The 19106-nt window shown below is 65.7% G+C and carries 17 protein-coding genes and 1 tRNA gene; 11 read left to right on the forward strand and 7 right to left on the reverse strand.

Annotated features, from left to right (window positions below):
- Positions 1 to 84: 84 nt before the first annotated feature.
- Positions 85 to 540 carry an SRPBCC family protein gene (locus LRP30_RS00320; protein ID WP_128942137.1) on the reverse strand — a complete coding sequence of 152 codons (456 nt, stop codon included), beginning with the start codon at positions 538 to 540 and terminating at the stop codon, positions 85 to 87.
- Positions 541 to 641: 101 nt separating this feature from the next.
- Here LRP30_RS00320 and LRP30_RS00325 point away from each other — a divergent pair, with 101 nt between their 5' ends.
- Entirely contained in the window at positions 642 to 1736 is a 1095-nt protein-coding gene (locus tag LRP30_RS00325; protein ID WP_164939324.1) for an adenylate/guanylate cyclase domain-containing protein, read from the forward strand.
- A 72-nt stretch (positions 1737 to 1808) separates the two neighbouring features.
- On the opposite strand, the gene LRP30_RS00330 is transcribed toward LRP30_RS00325, so the two are convergent.
- From LRP30_RS00330 to tsaD, 3 genes are read right to left on the reverse strand one after another with little or no spacing between them, the layout of a single operon-like run.
- A complete protein-coding gene (locus LRP30_RS00330) occupies positions 1809 to 2222 on the reverse strand; it encodes an EVE domain-containing protein (protein WP_091882779.1) in 414 nt (137 codons plus the stop codon).
- A 2-nt stretch (positions 2223 to 2224) separates the two neighbouring features.
- Positions 2225 to 3205 (reverse strand): NAD(P)H-dependent glycerol-3-phosphate dehydrogenase, encoded by a 981-nt coding sequence (locus LRP30_RS00335; RefSeq protein ID WP_249758987.1) that lies wholly within the window; start codon positions 3203 to 3205, stop codon positions 2225 to 2227.
- 2 nt (positions 3206 to 3207) lie between these two features.
- Positions 3208 to 4281, reverse strand: a complete 1074-nt coding sequence (gene tsaD / locus LRP30_RS00340) for a tRNA (adenosine(37)-N6)-threonylcarbamoyltransferase complex transferase subunit TsaD (protein WP_249758988.1) — start codon at positions 4279 to 4281, stop codon at positions 3208 to 3210.
- Between the two features lie 150 nt (positions 4282 to 4431).
- On the opposite strand from tsaD, the gene LRP30_RS00345 reads away from it, so the two are divergent.
- From LRP30_RS00345 to LRP30_RS00360, 4 genes are all read left to right on the forward strand, one after another.
- Positions 4432 to 5178 carry a uroporphyrinogen-III synthase gene (locus tag LRP30_RS00345; RefSeq protein ID WP_249758989.1) on the forward strand — a complete coding sequence of 249 codons (747 nt, stop codon included), beginning with the start codon at positions 4432 to 4434 and terminating at the stop codon, positions 5176 to 5178.
- Between the two features lie 72 nt (positions 5179 to 5250).
- Positions 5251 to 6492 (forward strand): hypothetical protein, encoded by a 1242-nt coding sequence (locus LRP30_RS00350; RefSeq protein ID WP_249758990.1) that lies wholly within the window; start codon positions 5251 to 5253, stop codon positions 6490 to 6492.
- Between the two features lie 35 nt (positions 6493 to 6527).
- On the forward strand, positions 6528 to 8300 hold the full coding sequence (locus LRP30_RS00355; RefSeq protein WP_249758991.1) for a heme biosynthesis HemY N-terminal domain-containing protein: 1773 nt from the start codon (positions 6528 to 6530) through the stop codon (positions 8298 to 8300).
- 100 nt (positions 8301 to 8400) lie between these two features.
- Positions 8401 to 8476: transfer RNA gene (locus LRP30_RS00360), tRNA-Thr, on the forward strand.
- 262 nt (positions 8477 to 8738) lie between these two features.
- Here LRP30_RS00360 and LRP30_RS00365 read toward each other — a convergent pair.
- Positions 8739 to 9944 (reverse strand): integrase core domain-containing protein, encoded by a 1206-nt coding sequence (locus LRP30_RS00365; protein WP_249756508.1) that lies wholly within the window; start codon positions 9942 to 9944, stop codon positions 8739 to 8741.
- Between the two features lie 237 nt (positions 9945 to 10181).
- Here LRP30_RS00365 and LRP30_RS00370 point away from each other — a divergent pair, with 237 nt between their 5' ends.
- Positions 10182 to 10577, forward strand: a complete 396-nt coding sequence (locus tag LRP30_RS00370) for a hypothetical protein (RefSeq protein WP_249758992.1) — start codon at positions 10182 to 10184, stop codon at positions 10575 to 10577.
- Positions 10578 to 10644: 67 nt separating this feature from the next.
- Here LRP30_RS00370 and LRP30_RS00375 read toward each other — a convergent pair whose 3' ends face one another.
- A complete protein-coding gene (locus LRP30_RS00375) occupies positions 10645 to 11688 on the reverse strand; it encodes a polysaccharide deacetylase family protein (RefSeq protein WP_249758993.1) in 1044 nt (347 codons plus the stop codon).
- A gap of 254 nt (positions 11689 to 11942) precedes the next feature.
- On the opposite strand from LRP30_RS00375, the gene LRP30_RS00380 reads away from it, so the two are divergent.
- Together LRP30_RS00380 and LRP30_RS00385 are read left to right on the forward strand one after the other, a co-directional pair.
- Positions 11943 to 12266 (forward strand): hypothetical protein, encoded by a 324-nt coding sequence (locus tag LRP30_RS00380; protein WP_249758994.1) that lies wholly within the window; start codon positions 11943 to 11945, stop codon positions 12264 to 12266.
- A gap of 166 nt (positions 12267 to 12432) precedes the next feature.
- The gene (locus LRP30_RS00385; RefSeq protein ID WP_128942146.1) at positions 12433 to 12648 is read left to right on the forward strand and encodes a cysteine rich repeat-containing protein; all 216 of its coding nucleotides are present in this window, start codon (positions 12433 to 12435) and stop codon (positions 12646 to 12648) included.
- Positions 12649 to 12733: 85 nt separating this feature from the next.
- Here the strand turns inward: LRP30_RS00385 and LRP30_RS00390 are convergent, their stop codons facing one another.
- Positions 12734 to 14422: an MFS transporter gene (locus LRP30_RS00390; protein WP_249758995.1), complete on the reverse strand. Its 1689-nt coding sequence runs from the start codon at positions 14420 to 14422 to the stop codon at positions 12734 to 12736.
- 136 nt (positions 14423 to 14558) lie between these two features.
- On the opposite strand from LRP30_RS00390, the gene LRP30_RS00395 reads away from it, so the two are divergent.
- The 3 genes from LRP30_RS00395 to LRP30_RS00405 are packed head-to-tail and all read left to right on the forward strand — an operon-like array spanning position 14559 to position 18791.
- Complete coding sequence (locus LRP30_RS00395) at positions 14559 to 15932, forward strand: hydrolase (RefSeq protein ID WP_249758996.1); 1374 nt, start codon at positions 14559 to 14561, stop codon at positions 15930 to 15932.
- A gap of 34 nt (positions 15933 to 15966) precedes the next feature.
- Positions 15967 to 17331 (forward strand): cytochrome P450, encoded by a 1365-nt coding sequence (locus tag LRP30_RS00400; protein WP_128930568.1) that lies wholly within the window; start codon positions 15967 to 15969, stop codon positions 17329 to 17331.
- 50 nt (positions 17332 to 17381) lie between these two features.
- The gene (locus LRP30_RS00405) at positions 17382 to 18791 is read left to right on the forward strand and encodes an adenylate/guanylate cyclase domain-containing protein (protein ID WP_249758997.1); all 1410 of its coding nucleotides are present in this window, start codon (positions 17382 to 17384) and stop codon (positions 18789 to 18791) included.
- Positions 18792 to 19106: the final 315 nt, after the last annotated feature.

The raw sequence follows: 19106 nt of genomic DNA on the forward strand, positions 1-19106 counted from the left end.
AGTGGAGCGTGCCCACCATTTCTGCTGCGGTGTTGGGATAGATGGTGGGCACGGCGCAAGTGCGCCTTTGCCCACCTACAGTCCCTACGACTTCTCGGACACGCCCTTGTCCGGACCGGGATCGCCGCCCGCGGCTGCCGTGGTGAGCCGTACCAGATAATGCGCCCAGCCCTTTGCATGCGCGGCCGCCTGCTCTTCCGTCGGCAGCCCGCTATGGGTCATCCGCATCAAAGTGCCGCCGTTGTGCTCAATCAGGTCGATCTCGATCAGGCTCGAGCCGGGCGGCACCTCCTGTCCGCCCTCCCAGCCGAACGTGTAGGCGAGACGATGCACCGGCACGACCTCGCGGAAGGCGCCTCGGGCGACGCCGCCGCGCGGGCCGACGCCCTTCAGCAGATAGAGCCCGCCGGGATGCGGCTCCGTGGTCGCGTCGGAACCCATCCAGCTCAAAATCTTCTCAGGGTCGGTCAGATAGGCGAAAACAGTCGCGCGCGGGGCGGCGATCTGGGTCTCGCGTCGCACTATGAACGGTTCGGTCATCGGCGATCATCCCTGGGCTGACACTCGGACATGGCGGCGCCAGCGCGGTCCGTCAAGGATTGCCCGTGACAAAGACGGCGTGCCTTCGTCATGATCGCGCCATGCAGCTCTCTCCGACGCTCGCCTGGCTTGTCGACGCCGCCTCAGATAGTCCTGGGGCGGACCGCCTGCTTGCGGAACTCGGCGCCCATCTGGTTGCTGATGGCGTGCCGCTTGCGGCGGGCGCCCTGACGCTGGAGGTGCCGCACCCGCTGATCGCGAAGCGGACCTGGTTGTGGCGCGCCGATAGCCGTCGGGTGATCGAAGCGCTCGGCTTTGCGCCGGGCGGGCTGGCACCGGACCCGCCCAACGATGCCGGCCGCCGCTGGCTGCGCGACATTGCGGGCGGTGAGGTGCATGAAGATATCGTCGGACGGCCCGATGGGCCGCAGCTCGGGTGGATCGGGCCGCGCCCGTTCACCGCAGATGAAATCGAGCAGCTGCGCCAAGCCGCACGTTTTGCCGCGACGCCGCTCGCCGTGCTCGCCGCGCGTGCCACGCTGCGGGCGACGCTGGACGCCTATCTCGGCAAGCGCAGTGCGGAGCGGGTGCTGGCGGCGCCGCTGCGACGCGATCTCGGCGAGACCATTCAGGCCGCATTGCTCTATGCCGACTTGCGCAACTTCACCAGCTTGTCGGAGACCAATCCGCCGGCCGATGTCATCGCGGCGCTCGATGCATGGTTCGACCGCATCGCCGGCGCCGTTCACGCCTTCGGCGGCGAGGTGCTGAAATTCATCGGCGACGGCGTGCTCGCGATCTTTCCCGTGATCGAGGCGTCGCCCCGCCGCGCCTGCGATGCCGCTCTGCGCGCGGCAGGCGCGGCCGAAGCCGGGATGGTGTATCTCAACGCGGAGCGCCGCGGCCAGGGCTTGCCGCCGCTCGCGTTCGGTGCCGCCCTCCATCTCGGCGAGATGCTCTGGGGCAATATCGGCGCCGCCAACCGGCTCGATTTCACGGCGATCGGTCCCGCCGTCAATCTCGCCAGTCGGCTCGAAGGGCTATGCAAGCCGTTGGGGCGGACCGTGCTCGTGTCGGGCGCGCTCGCCGCAGAGACGGATACGCCCCTCATCGCGCTCGGATCGCATTCGCTGCGCGGCATTGCCGCGCCATGCGAGGTTTTTGCGCTGCCGGAGACGCAAGCTCGGACATCGTAGCCGCATCAGCGCAGCGATATGCGGATCGACCGGTCCCGGATGTCGCTTTCGCTCACCCGCGCTACGCACCAACTAGATCCCACCCATCTTGCAGACGAGCTTCCACTCCTCCGCCGTCACCGGCTGCACCGACAGGCGCGAATATTTCACCAGCGCCATGTCTGCGAGCTTCTTCTCGGCCTTGATCGCGGCCATCGTCACCGGCGTCTTCAAGGGCTTGTCGGCCTTGATGTCGACGCAGACGAATTTCTCCGTCTTGTCGGTCGGGTCCGGATAGGCCTCCTTGATGATCTCCGCGATGCCGACGATCTCCTTGCCCTCGTTGGAATGATAGAAGAACGCCTTGTCGCCCTTCTTCATCGCAACGAGGTTCTGGCGTGCGGTGAAGTTGCGCACGCCGGTCCAGGCCTCGCCCTTGGCGCCCTTCGCCACCTGCTGGTCCCAGGACCACACCGAAGGTTCGGATTTCACCAGCCAGTACGCCATGTTCATTCCTCTGCCTTGAAGGGGCGCGTCAACAGCCCCGAGATCGCGGCGTCAATCGTGCTCCGGCCGCTCAGGATCGAAGCGACCGCTTCTGATACCGGCATCTCGATGTTTTGCGAAGCCGCAAGCTCGATCAGCACCGGCGCGGTGGACTCGCCCTCGGCAAGCTTGCCCGCGGGCGGGTTCTCGCCGCGGCCCAGCGCGAGGCCCAGCGCGAAATTACGTGATTGCGGGCTCGAACAGGTCAGAATGAGATCGCCGAGCCCGGACAGGCCCGTAAGCGTCTCGCTGCGCGCACCAAGCGCGCGACCGAGGCGTGTCAGCTCGGCAAAGCCGCGCGTCGTCAGCGCGGCCTGGGCCGAGGCACCGAGCTTGCGCCCGACCGCGATGCCGACCGCAATCGCCAGCACGTTCTTGGCCGCGCCGCCGATCTCGACACCTCGGATATCAGTGGAATGATAGGGACGGAATGTCGCCGAGCCCAGTGCCTGCACCAGGCCGCTGGCCAGCGCTTCTTCCTTCGCGGCCAGCGTTACCGCGGTCGGCAGGCGGCGCGCGACATCGTCGGCAAAGCTCGGGCCGGACAGGATCGCCGGCTGCGCGCCCGGTGCGGCTTCGGCGATCACCTCAGTCATGAATTTGTGGGTGCCGTGCTCGATGCCCTTGGCGCAGGCGACGACGGGGACCGGCTTTGCAATGCGCGAGGCCAGCAGGTTGACCGCGCCGCGCAAGTGCTGCGCAGGCGTTGCGATCAGCAGCATATCGGCACGCGCGGCGAGCGCCAGATCGCTCGTCACAACGATCTCAGGAGCGATCCGCACGCCGGGCAGCCGCGGATTGTCGCGCGTCGCGGCAATCCGCGTCGCATGTTCGGCATTGCGCGCCCACAGCGTCACGTTCCGTCCTGCCCGCGCCGCCACGGTTGCCAGCGCCGTGCCCCAGGCGCCTGCCCCGATCACGGTGACGGAGTCGAACGCGGTCATTACTAGAATCCCGCCCGCGTGTTGCCGTAACCCGCCGGTGCCGTCGCGTTGGCGTCGAGCAGCCAGCGTGCGCGGGGCTGCGCTTCCATCGTGTCGGTCAAGCCGAGCGCGAGGCGTTCGGCGCCGGCCCAGGCGATCATCGCGCCGTTGTCGGTGCAGAGCGCGGGCGGCGGCATGATCAGCTGGGTCCCAGCTTGCTGCGCGACATCGAGCAGGGCGCCGCGGATCGCCTGATTGGCGGCAACGCCGCCGGCGGCCACGAGTGCGCGTGGCGCGCCGAACTGCTCGCGGAAAAGTCTTAGGCCGACGCTTAGCCGGTCCGCCGTCGAATCCAGCACGGCGGCTTGAAAGCTCGCGCAGAGGTCGCTGATGTCCTGCGGCGTGAGCTCGGCGATGCGGCTCGCTTCGTTGCGGACCGCCGTCTTCAAGCCCGACAACGAGAAATTGGCATCGGGGCGCCCCTGCATCGGGCGCGGGAAGGCGAAGCGCATCGCATCGCCGCTGGCCGCAGCGCGTTCGACCTGCGGACCGCCGGGATAGGGCAGGCCCAGCATCTTCGCGACCTTGTCGAAGGCCTCGCCAATGGCGTCGTCGACCGTGGTGCCGAGCCGCACATACTGGCCGACGCCGGTGACGGCGACGATCTGGGTATGTCCACCCGAGGCGAGGAACAGGCAATAGGGGAATTCGATCCCGTCGGTGAGACGCGGCGTCAGCGCATGCGCCTCCAGATGGTTCACCGCGATCAGTGGGGTGTCGTGCACCATCGCGATCGCCTTGGCGGTGGTGAGCCCGACGATGACGCCGCCGATCAGCCCCGGCCCCGCCGCCGCGGCAACACCGCCCAGCTGGGCGAAGTCGACGCCGGCCTCGCTCATGGCGCGGTCGATGATGCCGTCGAGCAGATCGACATGGGCGCGGGCGGCGATCTCCGGCACCACGCCGCCGAAGCGGGCGTGCTCCTCGACCTGCGACCGCACGATGTTGGACAGGATCTTGCCGCTGCCGTCAGGCGCACGCTCGATCACGGCCGCGGCGGTTTCGTCGCAGGTGGTTTCGATGCCCAATACCAGCATTGGCGAATTGTTATCCAATTTGCGCCCTTGCGCTCATCCGTAAAGCAGAGTTCTGGTACGTCCGGTAGCATTCCGGGGCTGGCTTGCGCAATCGTCACGCGCGGCCGTCCTCGCGAATGCGCCACCGTCACGTGGTCGGGAACACCAGCGATGTCCATTCTTGTCACACGACCGCATCCCGACAATGAGGCGACGGCGGAGAGTTTGCGCGCGCGGGGGCATGTGGTGCTGCTTGCGCCGGTGCTCAAGTTCGAGCCGGTCGCCTTTCATGACGAGAGCGAGACGAACTATAACGGCGTCATCGTTACATCGGCCAATGCAATCCGTGGCGTCACAGCGCAATTGCGGGACCTTGGTTTGTTGGAGCTGCCGCTGTTTGCAGTCGGCGATCACACGGCTACTGCGGCACGCGACGCCGGCTTTACCGACGTGATCGTCGCCGGTGGCGATGCGGCGGCCTTGCGCGACAAGGTGGTGCAGAGTGCACGCGACAAGGTGCTGAAGAAAAGGAGCACGCTGCTTTACCTGGCGGGTGCGGATCTGTCGCGTGACCTCGGCAACGAGCTCGGCGCCGAAGGATTCAATGTGGTCACGCAGACCACCTATCGCATGGCTCCGGTCAAGTTGCTGCCGCGCGAGGTTTGCGACGGCTTTGCCGCCCATGGGATTGAGGCGGTGCTGCACTATTCCCGGCGCAGCGCGCGGGCGTTTCTGGATGCGGCGCGGGACGAAGGTGTCGAAATCTCGGCGCTGGCGATACCGCAATGCTGCCTGTCCGAGACGGTTGCTAGCGTGCTGCGCGAGGCCGGCGCGTCGCAGGTTCTGGTGGCGGCGACGCCGGACGAAAATGCCCTATTCGACACCTTGGAGCGTGCTTTGCGCACCCGTTTGGCGTAAGAGGTCGGGCCGAATCCGACGCAATCGGATCCGAAGGATCTGTGCAAGGTATGGATGTGAGGAACCGTCACGATGGTCGATGACAAGCCTGAAGACGCAGGATTGGCCCCCGACAGCGGTCGTGCCAAGCGCACCCCGCCCACCATCGACCTCGAGGCGACCGAAGTCTCGACCCAGCCGCAGCAGGCGGCGGGCGAGCCCGAGGCTCAGGCGGCGCCGGAGCGCGCCGAGACCGAGTCGTCACAATCCGAGCAGGTCAAGTCCGAGCCGGCGGATGCTGAGCCGGAGCGCGATGAGGCGCCGGCCGCCGTTGCTTCCGCGCCCGTCTCTCGGCCGATTTCGCCGTGGGTCATTGCGCCGCTCTCCGGCGCTGTCGCAGCGGCAGTCGTGATCGCTGTCGGCTGGATGCTGGGCTGGCCCGCGGTGCAGGCGCCGCCTGCCGCACCGCAAGTCACGAGCGCGACGGTCGATGCGCTCAGCGGCCGCGTTAGCGCGGTCGAAGCCAAGGCCGCCAAGCCCGTCGCCGACCCGGCGATGGCGGCGCGGATCGACGCGCTGGAGAAGTCCGTCGGCAGCCTGCGCAGCGACATCGCCAGTCTGCGCGCACAATCCGACAAGGTGGTGAGTGCACTGAACGACGTGAAGTCCGCTCCAAGCGCTGCCGCGCCCGATCTTAGCGCTCTCAACGACCGCATCGCGCAGCTCGAACGCGCCGGCAGGACCGAACGGGCCGAGCTCGCGCAGCAGGGCGAGAAGATCGCCGACGCCAAGACGATGGACGACAAGCCGCTGCGTCATGTGGTTGCGGCGGCCCTGCTCGATGTCGCCGTTCGTCATGGCGATCCCTATCAACAGCAACTGGCCGCGGCGCGGTCACTGGCGGCCAAGCCCGATATGCTGAAGCCGCTCGACATCTTTGCTTCCTCCGGCATCCCGACGCCGGTCGCGCTGAGCCGCGAGCTTCTCAACATCGTGCCGAAATTGTCGCCGCCGGCGGAAACCCCGGCCGGCGGCAGCGGTATCGTCGAGCGCCTCCAGGCCGGCGCATCGAAGCTCGTCCGCATCGAACGCACCGACGGCGTCGGCAATGATCGCGGTGCGATCGTGACGCGTGTCACCGCGGCGGCGCTACGCAACGATTTTGCGGAGGCACGTCGCGAGCTGAAGTCGCTGCCGGAGGCCGATCGCACCGCGGCGCAAGCCTGGCTCGACAAGGCCGATGCCCGCGACGCCGCCCTCGCCGCGTCCCGCAAATTCGCCGACGATGCCATGGCGGATCTCGCCAAATCTGATCCGGTCAAGCCTGCTCAATAAGGTTCGCGCAACAATCAGCGCGTATAGAGATCACCATGCTTCGCATCGTCCTCTTTCTCATTCTGATCGCACTGGCGGCGGCCGGCGGAGCCTGGGTTGCCGATCAGCCCGGCGATTTGGTCCTGACCTGGGGCGGTCTCCGTGCCACGACGACGTTTCCCGGGTTCGTGCTCGGGCTCGGCATCTTCGCAGCCGCAATCGTGCTGGTCTGGAGCATCCTGACCATGATCTGGCGCACGCCGGGGCGTTTGCGCCGCCGTCGTCATGAGAAGCGCCACGCCCGCGGCCGCCACGCCATCACCCACGGCCTGCTCGCGATCGGCCATGGCGACACCGCGCTCGCCCGTCGGCATGCAGAAGCGGCGCGGCGGCATGCGCCGAACGATCCGCTTGCGCTGCTCTTGCACGCGCAGTCGGCGCAGCTCGAAGGCAATCGCGACGAAGCGCGGCGCGTCTTCCGCGCCATGGCCGAGCGTGAGGACACGCGGCTGCTCGGCCTGCGCGGCCTGTTCATCGAGGCGCAGCGCGCCGACGATGCCGTCGGCGCCGTGATGATCGCGGAGGAAGCCATCAAGCTGTCGCCGTCCTCGACCTGGGCCTCGCAGGCGGTGCTCGGCTTCCGCTGCGCGCGCGGCGACTGGAGCGCCGCGCTCGCGATCCTCGATTCGAATTTGTCAGCTGGCCTGATCAACAAACAGACCTATCGCCGGCAGCGCGGCGTCCTGCTCACCGCGCGCGCGCTGGAATTGGAGCCCATGGACCGCGACGTCGCGCGCGAGAGCGTGATGGAGGCGATCAAGCTCGCACCGACCCTGGTGCCGGCCGCGGTGCTCGCCGCGAAATTCGAGAGCGAGGCGCATCAGGTGCGCCGCGCCATGAAGCTGGTCGAGGCCGCCTGGCTCGCCAATCCGCATCCCGATCTCGCGGACGCCTATGCCCATGTGAAGCTCGGCGATTCCGCGCGGCAGCGCTTGCAGCGGGTCGAGACGCTCGCGGCCAAGATGCCTGCCGACAAGGCAGGTCAGATCGAGGGCCAGCTCGCGATCGCTCGCGCTGCGATCGATGCCTCCGAGTTCGCCCGCGCGCGCGATGCGCTCGCGCCTTACGTCAACGATCCGACCCAACGCGTCGCGCTGCTGATGGCCGAGATCGAACGCACCGAGCATGGCGACGGCGGCCGTGCCCGCGCCTGGACCTTGCGCGCGGTGCGGGCCCGCCACGATCCGGCCTGGACTGCGGACGGCTATGTCAGCGACCGCTGGCGTCCGGTCTCCCCGGTCACCGGCCGTCTCGATGCGTTCCAGTGGCAGACACCGGTCGCGAGCCTGCCTTCGGATAAGGGCGCCACGATCGAATCCTCGGCCTTCGAGGAGGCCATGCTGGCGGCCCCACCGCCGAAGCGGGTGACGGCGGCTGCCAGCGAAGCTCCGGTGGAACCGCCGGTGGCGGCCCCAGTGCCGGCGCCGGCCGCCCAGGACAATTCGCCCCCTCCGGCCAAGGAACCTGCCAAGGAAGCTGTCAAGGAAGCTGTCAAGGAAGAGCCGACGATCACGCATTCGGAGCCGGCTGATCCGGCCCCCGCGCCCGTCGAATCATCGCCGCCCGCGGCAACGCCGGTGTTCCGGAGCCGGGCCGACCTCGGCAAACCCGGATCGGCCCCCATCCCTGCCGTGATCCCGATCGTCCGCGCGCCTGACGATCCCGGGATCGACGACGAGGGCCCGAGCGATGAATTTACGGAACAAATCGGCACGCCCAAGGCCCAGGCCGGCGGTTGGCGCGGATTCTGGTCCCGCTGGGGCGCGTGAGGCGCATTTCGCACCCCGCTTGTCCTTGCCAATTCGGGCCATGCCCGATATCAGGGGCGCGCGTATCGGGGCCGGCATTGTCCTGGCTCCGGCAGGGTTCGCCGCAATAGCTCAGTCGGTAGAGCACGTCATTCGTAATGACGGGGTCGGGGGTTCGAATCCCTCTTGCGGCACCAGCGCCTCGGTGTCCAGCCCGGACACATAGGTAACAGGTCGTACCTAAGACATGGGTGACAACCTCGTGCCGAACGGGTTGTCGAGGGGTTGCAGGGTCACTCACTCCAAGCATTCATGGCACAGCCGCATTGTTGCTCGGCACGCGCGTTCGCCGTCAACCCCGCGCGCCAAAGGCGCGCCCCTGCGGGCTGCGGGGGTTGACCGCTCAGCGCGGCCGAGCCAAGGGCTGCCGTGCCAAGAATGAGCAAGACTGCCTCTCGGTCAAAGCGAGGATGTCGTACCGGAGACATCGGTGACGGGCTTTGGGCCGAATGGGTTGTCGAGGGGCTGCAAGGTCTTTTGCTCCAGGTCGAAGTAGCCCAGATCGTAGTGCATGAAGCTGACGAGCCAAATGCCGTCGTCGACCTCCTTGATGCCGAGCTTTTGGCCGGCCAGCACGACGGAGATATTGATTTTCTTGCGGTGCAGGCAAAGGCGCCCACAGGATGTGATGACGACGTCGCGATCGTGGAAGGGATAGGTCAGTTCGGGCAGGCCATCGTAGCGGCGTGCTGAAGCTGTGTAGAGGTCTGCGGGACGCTTCATATCGAGAGCTTCGTGAGGGCGTTCCTCATTGAACTCGTGCCGGAAGCTATCAAAGCGATCCTGCTGCTGGAGGCTGTTGAACCCCGGCGGTCTGGTGGCTTCCCTTTTGAGCGTGAGATGCATGCGCTCATGACGGCCGTTCTGCTGCGGATGGCCTGGCTTAATGCGCTCGATCGCAATGCCGAGCCGGAGCCACCACACTGACAGCTTCGAGAGATTGAACAAAGCATTGGGACTGGCAAAGGGGACGCCATTGTCGGAGCGGATGGCAAACGGCAGGCCGCGCTCGCGGAACAGCTGCTCAAAGGCTGTGAGGGCAGCGTCTTCGCGCGTTGAGTCCAGCGCTTCGCAGAGCAGCAGAAAGCGCGAGGCATGGTCGGTAACGGTCAGTGGATAGCAGTATCGGCCATTGCCGAGCTTGAACTCGCCCTTGAAGTCGGCGCACCACAGATCATTGGGGAGCGTGCCCGGCGACAGCGGCGTGCCGTGCGCATGGTGGCGCGGCCCGCTGCTGCGCTTGACCAGACCGTGGCGGTCGAGCACCGCATGAATGGTGCTTTTGGCGGGAACCCTGATGTCGCCATCGAGCCGGCGTACCAGCAGTTCTCGGATCTTGCGGGCGCCCCAGTGCGGCTTCTCGGCCTTGAGCTGGACAATCAGGGTCTCGACCTGTTGCGGGAGCTGATTGGCGTAGCGTATGGGCCGCCTGGAGCGGTCGCTCAACGCCCCAAGCCCTTGCTCCTTGTAGCGGTCGAAAATCTTATAGCCGGTCTTGCGGGAGATGCCGAACTCGCGGCAGACCTCGGTCATGGCTTCCCCATCCAGAAGCCGGGCGACAAAGCGCAGGCGCTCTTCCATTACCGAACTCACTTTCCACGGCATCCACACCTCCCGCAGAACAAAAGCGGAAAGTGTAACCCATGTGTCCGGTACGTTCTGTCACCTATGTCTCGGGCCGCTCACGGTTCATCCGATCTCCGCAAGCCCGGCGTTTTGACCAGCACATCCAGCCTGCTTGAGCACACGGTGCAAGGGCACGGCAGCCTGCGTGATCATGATCACGTAACCTCAGGCGCGCTTCCCGTAACGTCCAGCCACGCCAACACGGGGAGATTTCACATGCGCAAGATCATTCTGGTTGCCGCCATGCTCCTGGCCTCCGCGTCTGCCCAGGCAGGCGGGTCCCGCAGTCTGTCGCTGGCCGCGGCGGGCGAGCAGACCTCCGCGCCGCAAATCACGACGTCGGCGACCGCCGCCGCAACGACGCAGGTGAGCGAAGTCGCGCCAGCCACGGAGGCTCCGAAATATTCCGATCGTCCGCCGGCCGTGTCGCTTTCTGCGCCGGTTGCGGCGACCGCTCCGGCCGTGACGACGCCCACGACGAGCTCCGTGCCGGTCACGACGACCAAGCCTGCCACCAAGACCACGGCAAGAGCGGACAAGCCGAAGCACAAGCGCAGCTGGACCGAGCGCCGCATCATCAGCGAGCTGCACCGTCACGGTATCTACTGGTAAGCCGCTCGCCCAAAGCAAATGGCCGGGCGAAGGCCCGGCCATGCGCATATTGAAGCGGTGATCGCGGTTATTGCGAAACCGTCTGCACCACGCTTCCGATCGGACGCGCGCTCGAGGTCGGCACCTTCAGGTCCTTCAGCAACGCCTCGTCATATTCCGGCAGCGTCTGGAAGGTCGTCTTGGCCTTCATCTGCACCACCTTGTAACCGCCGGCCTTGAGCCGCGCGAGCAGGGCCGGCAGGGCTTCGCCGGTGTGCTTCTGGAAGTCGTGCATCAGGATGATGCCCTTGCCGAGCTTGTCCAGCCTGGTCATCACGGTCTCGACGATCTTCTCCGGCGTGGCGCCCTTCCTGAAGTCGAAGGAGTCGATGTCGGTCGAGAACATCGCGACGTTGCGGGTGCCGAAATAGGTCACCATCGCCGGATTGTGCTGAAGGTGCGGGAAGCGGAAGAACGGCGCCGGATTGGTGCCGAGCGCGAATCTCACTGCGCTGAAGCCCTTCTCGACCTCGTCCTTGACCTGTTGCTCGGTCATCTTCTTGCTGTTCAGGTTGACATGCGACCAGGTGTGCGTGCCGACCGTGTGGCCCTGGGCCAGCACCTGGCGCAGGATCTCCGGATGATAGGTCGCGTGCTTGCCGACCGAGAAGAACAGGCCCTTGGTGCATTCATCCGCAAGCGCCTTCAGCACGGCGGGCGTGTTGACCGGCCACGGACCGTCGTCGAAGGTCAGCACGACCTCCTTCTCGGTGAGGAAGTCGAACTGCTTGAAGTGCTCGAAGCCGAAGCCGGGACCGCCTGTGGTGTCGATCTCGACCACCCGGGCAACGCCCAGCGCGTTCGGATTGGCGCAGGCCTGTTTCTGCTGCACCGGCATGGCCGGGGCGGGCGTCGGGGCAGGTGCCGCTGGCTTGGCCGCGATCGTCGCGGTGGTCTCGACGTCATCCTTGGTGGCGAGCTTCGCCGGTGCCGGCAATGGATCGGCGGCACGGGCGGCAACTGTCTTGGGGGCGCCCTGATCGGCGCGCGCGGAATAATAAAACCAACCGCCGGCGGCAATCACGACCGCCGCAACTACACTGGCCAGCATCAGGCCCAACGCATTACGCATCGCTATTCTTTCCAATTACGCAACCAAACCGGCGGAATTTCCCGCGCGACGAGCCATTAATGCGAAGGAACAGTTAACGTGACACCAACGCGACAGCGGATGCGGAGGAATTTCAGCGAGGTGCGCCAAAGTGACGGAGGTCACAGAGGCTGTGCCTGCCGTGACTGTCATCACAGTGGAAACCGTTTTGCCGGAGCATCGTAGTTCCCATCAACAACGGGCGCCGTTCCGACGGCCCCCAATGGGAGCTTCAAATGGCCAAGTCTTTTTCTGCCAAGTCTCTTTCTGGCAAGTCCCTGACCACCAAGATCCGCGATACCAGCCTGGCCTTGGGCTTTGCCGCCATCGCGTCGATCGTCTCGGCGACCTCGAGCTTCGCCTTCACTGCGGAGGCGCAGCAGATGTGCACCGGCGATGCATTTCGCCTCTGCTCGGCGGACATCCCCAACATCCCGAAGATCACGGCGTGCATGATCAAGCATCGTTCTGACTTAAGCGCCGGCTGCCGCGCGGTGATGGACAAGGACCTCGCCAAGGGCGCCTCGCGCAAGGTCGCTGACGCGCAGGACAAGCAGTAAGCAACACGATGATCGTTGCGTCGGTTAGCTCCCCTCGCGATGTGCTCCTGCGTCAAGCCGGGGCCATGCGGCGGCACGTTGCAGCCAGTCAACAAAGCCGTTGCGGCCACGGGATCAGCGCACTAGCTTCGCCCGCACATTTCTTCCGGGTAAGAGGCATTACGCGATGGCCAGATTTCTTTTCATTATTCCTTTGCTCCTGTGCGCATCGAGCGCGTTCGCGCAGCAGCAGCCCGGCCACGATGCCTGCGCGCGTGATGTCAGCCGCTTCTGCCGCGCCGTGATGAACAATGGCGATGGCGCCGTGCTCGCCTGCCTGAAGCAGAACCGCACCCGGCTGAGCAAAGGCTGCGACAAGGTGCTGACGGATCACGGGCAGTAGTGGTTTTCGTAATCCGGGGTTCTGTTTCCGCGGTGAGACCGTCCCGGATTGCGCTTCGCTCCATCCGGGCTACAGGTTGACAGACTTACGTGCTGCTCCCCGCCGCAGTCGCGACCACCGGCAGCACCTCGCTATTGGCGCGGTCCGGCGTCTCCTCCTTCCAGCGCACCGAGCCGAACGGACGTTCCAGCATGCGCCGGATCCGTACCGGTTCGGGGCCGATGTGGAAATCGATCGCTTGCTGATGCAGCGCGCGTTCGGATTGGGTCGAGCGGTTGCGCTGGCGTAGATAGTCGAGCCAGGTCGGACAATGATAGCGCTCGGTCCATAATTCCGGATCGGCGATGTCGCGCGCGATCGACCAGCCATAGGCGCCGTTGCGCTGCCGGGAGAGCTGCACGTCCTGCATCACATTGTGGAAGGCGCGGGCATTCTCCTGGCTCACCCGGTATTCGATCTCGACCACCAAGGGCCCGCTGCGGCCGGTCAGCGACAGCTTCACCTCGGGATCGGCCAGCACCTCGGCATCCTCGTTGCGCGCGCCGACGCGTGGCATCGCCAGCCAGATGCCGATCAGCGGCGAGATCAGCATCAGTCCGGCCGCGACCAGGAGCGCGACCTCGACCCCGGCATAGTCGGTGAGATGGCCCCAGCCCCAGGCGCCAATCGCGATGCCGCCCGAAATTGAGGCCTGGAACGCCGCAAGCGAGCGACCCGCGACCCAGCGCGGCGCCGAGAGCTGCACGCCGATGTTGAACAGCGCCACCGCGGCCATCCAGACCGCGCCGGCCAGCACCAGCGCGGTTGCCGTCAGCACCGGCTCCGTGCTCAAGGCGAGCGCGGCCATCGCAAACGCCATCGAGATGGTGCAGGCGCGGATCGCCGCCTCGCCGCTCATGCGCTTGCGCAGTTCATGGATGTTGAGCGCGCCGACCACCGCGCCCATGCCGAACGCGCCGAGCATGATGCCGTAGGTCTGCGCGCCGCCATGCAAGAGGTCGCGCGCCACCAGCGGCATCAGCGCCATCACGGCGCCGCCGATCAGGCCCATCACCAGCGTGCGCAGCAGCACGATCTTGATCGGCGGCGAGTTGGTGATGTAGCGGAAGCCGGAGACCATGGCGCGGTTGAGCTTTTCCCGCGGCAGGCGCGAGGGCTCGGTACTGCGTCGCCATAGCAGCAGCACCACCAGCAATGGCAGATAGAGGACCGCGTTGCAGGCAAACGCGGCGACTGCGCCGGCCGCGGCGACGATGACGCCGCCGATCGCAGGACCGAAGCTGCGCGCGATGTTGTAGCTGATGCCGTTCAGCGCCACCGCGGACGGCAGCGCATCGGGCGGCACCTGCTCGCTGACCGAGGACTGCCAGGCAGGTCCAAACAATGCATTGCCGCTGCCGACGACGAAGCAGAACGCCAGCAGCGTTTCCGGCGTGATCAGCTTGAGCCCGGCCAGGATGGTGAGCGCGGTAGCGCCGGTCAGCGCGATCGACAGCGAGACCAGGGTGACGATGCGGCGGTCATACATATCGGCGATGGCGCCGGCCGGCATCGAAATCAGCATGATCGGTAACATCAGCGCGGTCTGCACCAGCGCCACCTTGTCGGCCGAGGCCGCCATCTGTGTCATCGCCCAGGCGGCACCGACGCCCTGGATCAGGAGGCCGAGATTGGAGAGCAGGCTAGCGAGCCAGATGCGCCGGAACACGGTGTACCGCAGAGGTGCGGTGATGCCCTCGGCGGCAATTCTCTGGCGGTTCGTCTGCTCGGTCATGTCCCCTTCCATATCGGGTGTCAGAAGTGGTCTTGGCGATTCCGGCAAATTCAGTGATGCCTGCGAAAGTCCTTCGCTGTCCAGTGGTTAGGTCGCTATAAGCGGTGCAAAGAGGCGTTTGCCGGGGGAGGAACAGATGAAGCTGTCGCGACGGACGATCCTGCAAGCAGTAGGCAGCTTGCCTTTCGCAGTTGCGAGCTTGCGGGCCGGCGCGATGGCCCAAACCGCATCTACCGTGACGCCAAGCACTGAGGTGCCGCCGATCCTGTTCGTCCACGGCAATGGCGACTACGACGCGCTCTGGATGACGACCTTGTGGCGGATGGAGTCCAACGGCATCGCGCGCGATCGCATGGCGGCGATCAATTTCACCGATCCGCTGGCGCGGAGCGACGACAAGGTCGAGCAGGCGAACCGGTCCTCGACCGAGGACCAGCGCAGCGAGCTCACTGCGGCCATCGCGGACCTGAAGCGCCGTACCGGCGCGTCCCGCGTGGCGCTGGTTGGCAGCTCCCGCGGCGGCTATGCCATCCGCAACGTCATCAAGAACGGCGGTGCCGGCGATGTCAGTCACGCCATCTTGTGCGGCACGCCCAATCACGGCGTGTTTGCGACCGACGACCAGTCCAACAACGAGTTCAACGGCCGCGGCGCATTCCTGCGCGGCCTGAACGAGGGCGAGAGCGAGGTGACGCCGGGCACAGCTTTTCTCACTCTGCGCAGTGACGGCCTGGACAAATATGCCCAAGCCGACGGCCGGTTCATCGGAAAGCCCGGCGTTCCGACCGGTGTCACCGCCGAAGGTCCGGAGCTGAAGGGCGCCACCAACCTTGTGCTTGGTGCGCTCGATCATCGCGAAGTGGCGTTTCATCCGCGCGCTTTTCGCGAGATCTACAAGTTCATCGCCGGCCGCGAGCCCACGCGCATCGCGATCGTGCCGGAGCCAAGCGTGAAGCTGAGCGGTTTGGTCACGGGCACGCCGGGCGGCGTGTCGACCAACCGTCCGGTGGCGGGCGCAACCGTCGACGTCTTCCGCGTCGATCCTGAAACCGGAGAGCGCAAGGGCGGGGCGCTGCACAGCTCAAAGACCGGTGCCGACGGCCGCTGGGGACCGGCGCAGGTCAATCCGGCCTGGTCGCTCGAATTCGTCCTGGCATCGCCCGACGCGCCGACGACGCACATCTACCGCTCGCCATTCCCACGCTCGTCCGACGTCGTGCACCTGCGGCCCGCGCGCCCGCTCGGGCCGGCTGACAAGGACGCAGGAGCTGTCGTGATCATGTCGCGGCCGCGCGGCTATTTCGGCCTGCCGCGGGACGTGGTGCTGCTCGACGGCAAGGAGCCCGCCGACGTCAAACCGGGCGTGCCCACGGATGCGGCAGCAACCCTGCGGCTTCCGGCCAGCGAGGTCGGACGTAACATCGTGGCCCAATTTGGCGAAGAACGGATTGTGGCACGCGCCTGGCCCGCCGCCGAAAACAGGATTGCGATCGCCGAACTGACTTACTAGCTATTGATCTGCGTCACTTCTGCGGGAGCGAGCCATGAACATCGCCAGCCTGCGTCGGCCCCTCATCCCTCCGACGCCGCCGCGTGCGCCGGATGACATGTCGTTCTTTGGCAAGCTCGCGGTGATCCGCCAGAACATGATCGCGACCTGGGGACAGCGTGCCTATGAGGAAGACGTCATCCCGGGTCGCTTCTTTCTCCGCAACAGTTTCATCCTGAACCAGCCGGACGCGATCCGGCACGTCCTGCTCAGCAATTACGAGAATTATACGCGCACGCCGGCGGGAATCCGCATGCTGCGTCCCGTGCTCGGCGACGGCCTCCTGATTGCGGAAGGTCATTCCTGGACGTTTCAGCGCCGCACGCTCGCGCCGGCCTTCACGCCGCGCGCCACCGCAAATCTCGTCCCGCATATGACGGCGGTGCTCGACGAGACCATCACAAAGCTCGATACGCGAACCGGCGAGCCGGTCGATCTGCGCGAGGTCATGCAGCGCATGACGCTCGAGATCGCCGGACGCACGATGTTCTCGTTCGGCATGGACCGGCATGGCGCGACCTTGCGCAACTTCATCATGGAATATGCCGCACGGCTGGGACGGGCTTATTTCCTCGACATGGTGCTGCCCGTGTCCTGGCCGAGCCCGATGGATTTCGCACGGGCGCGGTTTCGCAAGCGCTGGACCGAATTCGTTGCCATGCTGATCGCCGAACGCCGCGCGGCCGGCAAGAAGGACGGCGCGCCGCCACGCGACCTGTTCGATCTCATGGACGAGGCGCGGGATCCTGAAACGGGCAAGGGCTTTTCCGACGAACAGCTCGTCGACGAGGTCGCGACCATGATTCTCGCGGGTCACGAGACCACGGCGACGGCGCTGTTCTGGGCGCTCTATCTGCTGTCGCTCGATCCTGACACGCAGGAGGAGGTCGCCACTGAGACCCGCGGCGAACATCTCGACAGCATCGCCGACATCGATCGCCAGAAGTTCACTCGTGCCGTGATCGAGGAGACGATGCGACTCTATCCGCCCGCCTTCCTGGTCGCGCGTGCCGCGCGCGATAGGGACAACGCGGCCGGTATCGAGATCGGCAAGGGCGATATCATCATGATCGCGCCGTGGCTTTTGCACCGGCACGAGAAACTGTGGGATCAGCCGAACGCGTTCATTCCAAAGCGCTTCATGTCGGCGGAGCCCGATCGCTTCGCATATCTGCCGTTCGGCGCGGGGCCACGCGTCTGCATCGGCGCGCCGTTTGCGCAAGCCGAATCGGTGCTGGCGCTGGCCCGACTGATCGGTGCGTTCCGCGTCGAGCTTGCCGATACCGTTCCCGTGATCCCGCATGGCGTCGTCACGACCCAGCCGGACCACTCACCCATGTTCCGCATCACCCGTCGGTAACGGACCCTCGTCTGGCCGATGGCGTGATCCAGCTTAGACAGAGCCCCGCCATGAGCGACATCCAGGCCCAGTTTTCCGTTCTGAAGCAGACCGCCGATGCAAAGGTGGTCGATGCGATTGCGCGCCTCATCCAGGATGGCGAGGACCACGAGCTCAACCGCGTCAATGTCCTCGATTTCTCCCGGCATCACGGCCTCGACGAAGAGCGCGTCATCTCGGCTTTCCTGCATTCGGCCAGGCTCGGTCTGTTCGATCTCGGCTGGAACGTGCTGTGTCCGGGCTGCGGCGGCGTGCTGGGCGCTCACTCGACGCTCAAGGCGCTCAAGCCGGACGACTATCACTGCGCGCTCTGCGCCTGCGGGTACAAGGCGTCCGTCGACGACCAGGTCGAGGTCTCTTTCACCGTGAATCCGCGCGTCCGGCGCATCGCGGCGCACGATCCCGATACGCTTCCGGTGTGGGAATATTTCAAGCAGGTGTTCTGGAGCTCCGGGGTCGACTTCAACAAGGAATCGTTTGCGACGCTGGCCAACGAGGTGACGCTGGATACGATGGAGCTGCCGGCCGGCGAGAAGGCGACGATGTCGCTGCAATTGCCGAGTGATTTCGTCATCATCTTCGAGCCGGTGACGCACGCCGCTCATTTCATCGATGTCCAGGGCGAGCCGACCAAGGACCGTCAGCAGCTCGCCATCATGTACAACAAGGTGCAGGCCCCGACGGGGACGACGACCATGCGGCCGGGTCCGCTGCGGCTATCGCTGGAAAACCAGGCCGGTGTGCGCGTGCTGCCGTCGGTGTTTATCGCGGCCGAGGCGCTTCATCATCTCATCGGCAAGCGTAAGCCGTTCCTCACCGCCAAGCGGATGCTGTCGAACCAGACTTTTCGCGACGTCTTCAAGGCGGACAATCTCGGTCTCGACCAGCGGCTCCAGATCACCTCGCTGACGTTCCTGTTCACCGACCTGAAGGGATCGACCGCGCTTTATGAGCGCGTCGGCGATCTCGCCGCCTTCGATCTCGTGCGCGCGCATTTCCGTGCGCTGCTGGAGATCATTGCCGCCGAGAAGGGGGCGGTTGTAAAGACGATCGGCGATGCTGTCATGGCGACCTTCGTGAGACCTGAGCACGCGATTACGGCGGGACTGCGCATGCGTGCAGCCATGGATGAATTGAACAAGGAACGCGGCGCCAACGATCTCATTCTCAAGATCGGCATCCATGAAGGTCCATGTCTTGCGGTGATGCTGAATGAGCGCCAGGATTATTTCGGCCAGACAGTCAACATCGCCTCGCGCGTGCAGAGCCTGTCGACCGCGCAGGAAATTCACATCACCGGCCCGGTGCTCGATGCACCCGCGGTTGCTGAAATCCTTCAGCGGCGCGAGATCAAGCCGATCCAGAAGCACGCCGCGCTGCGCGGCATCGCCGACAAGATGGTGGTGTATGAGATACCGTGAGGGATGCGGTCCTGCTGCTGCAATCCCCGTCGTTGCGAGCGTGGCACTATGCCTCTCCAACGTCGTCCTGGCGAAAGCCAGGACCCATACCGCGGAATCTATCGAGTGCGATAGGTCGTAGTACCGGACGGCTAGCCTTCGCGAAACAACGTCTTGGGGTAATGGGTCCTGGCTTTCGCCAGGACGACGTCGAAGGATGTGGCCCGCCTGCCTCACTCTGGCACCGAGGCGACAACAGATTGCCGAAACGTAATGCAGCGCGCGGAACTGAAGCACGTTGCGCCGGTTGAGTTTCCCGCTCATATAATGCTGGTA

The sequence above is a fragment of the Bradyrhizobium sp. C-145 genome (assembly GCF_023375135.1).
GTDB lineage: Bacteria > Pseudomonadota > Alphaproteobacteria > Rhizobiales > Xanthobacteraceae > Bradyrhizobium > Bradyrhizobium zhanjiangense.

Excerpts from the sequence above, each read along its gene's own strand:
- LRP30_RS00330 (WP_091882779.1), bottom strand. The coding sequence starts at position 2,222 with ATGGCGTACTGGCTGGTGAAATCCGAACCTTCGGTGTGGTCCTGGGAC.
- LRP30_RS00345 (WP_249758989.1), top strand. The coding sequence starts at position 4,432 with ATGTCCATTCTTGTCACACGACCGCATCCCGACAATGAGGCGACGGCG.
- LRP30_RS00390 (WP_249758995.1), bottom strand. The coding sequence starts at position 14,422 with ATGACCGAGCAGACGAACCGCCAGAGAATTGCCGCCGAGGGCATCACC.
- LRP30_RS00335 (WP_249758987.1), bottom strand. The coding sequence starts at position 3,205 with ATGACCGCGTTCGACTCCGTCACCGTGATCGGGGCAGGCGCCTGGGGC.
- LRP30_RS00375 (WP_249758993.1), bottom strand. The coding sequence starts at position 11,688 with ATGCGTAATGCGTTGGGCCTGATGCTGGCCAGTGTAGTTGCGGCGGTC.
- LRP30_RS00325 (WP_164939324.1), top strand. The coding sequence starts at position 642 with ATGCAGCTCTCTCCGACGCTCGCCTGGCTTGTCGACGCCGCCTCAGAT.
- LRP30_RS00380 (WP_249758994.1), top strand. The coding sequence starts at position 11,943 with ATGGCCAAGTCTTTTTCTGCCAAGTCTCTTTCTGGCAAGTCCCTGACC.
- LRP30_RS00370 (WP_249758992.1), top strand. The coding sequence starts at position 10,182 with ATGCGCAAGATCATTCTGGTTGCCGCCATGCTCCTGGCCTCCGCGTCT.
- LRP30_RS00365 (WP_249756508.1), bottom strand. The coding sequence starts at position 9,944 with ATGCCGTGGAAAGTGAGTTCGGTAATGGAAGAGCGCCTGCGCTTTGTC.
- LRP30_RS00400 (WP_128930568.1), top strand. The coding sequence starts at position 15,967 with ATGAACATCGCCAGCCTGCGTCGGCCCCTCATCCCTCCGACGCCGCCG.
- LRP30_RS00395 (WP_249758996.1), top strand. The coding sequence starts at position 14,559 with ATGAAGCTGTCGCGACGGACGATCCTGCAAGCAGTAGGCAGCTTGCCT.
- tsaD (WP_249758988.1), bottom strand. The coding sequence starts at position 4,281 with ATGCTGGTATTGGGCATCGAAACCACCTGCGACGAAACCGCCGCGGCC.
- LRP30_RS00350 (WP_249758990.1), top strand. The coding sequence starts at position 5,251 with ATGGTCGATGACAAGCCTGAAGACGCAGGATTGGCCCCCGACAGCGGT.
- LRP30_RS00320 (WP_128942137.1), bottom strand. The coding sequence starts at position 540 with ATGACCGAACCGTTCATAGTGCGACGCGAGACCCAGATCGCCGCCCCG.
- LRP30_RS00385 (WP_128942146.1), top strand. The coding sequence starts at position 12,433 with ATGGCCAGATTTCTTTTCATTATTCCTTTGCTCCTGTGCGCATCGAGC.
- LRP30_RS00405 (WP_249758997.1), top strand. The coding sequence starts at position 17,382 with ATGAGCGACATCCAGGCCCAGTTTTCCGTTCTGAAGCAGACCGCCGAT.
- LRP30_RS00355 (WP_249758991.1), top strand. The coding sequence starts at position 6,528 with ATGCTTCGCATCGTCCTCTTTCTCATTCTGATCGCACTGGCGGCGGCC.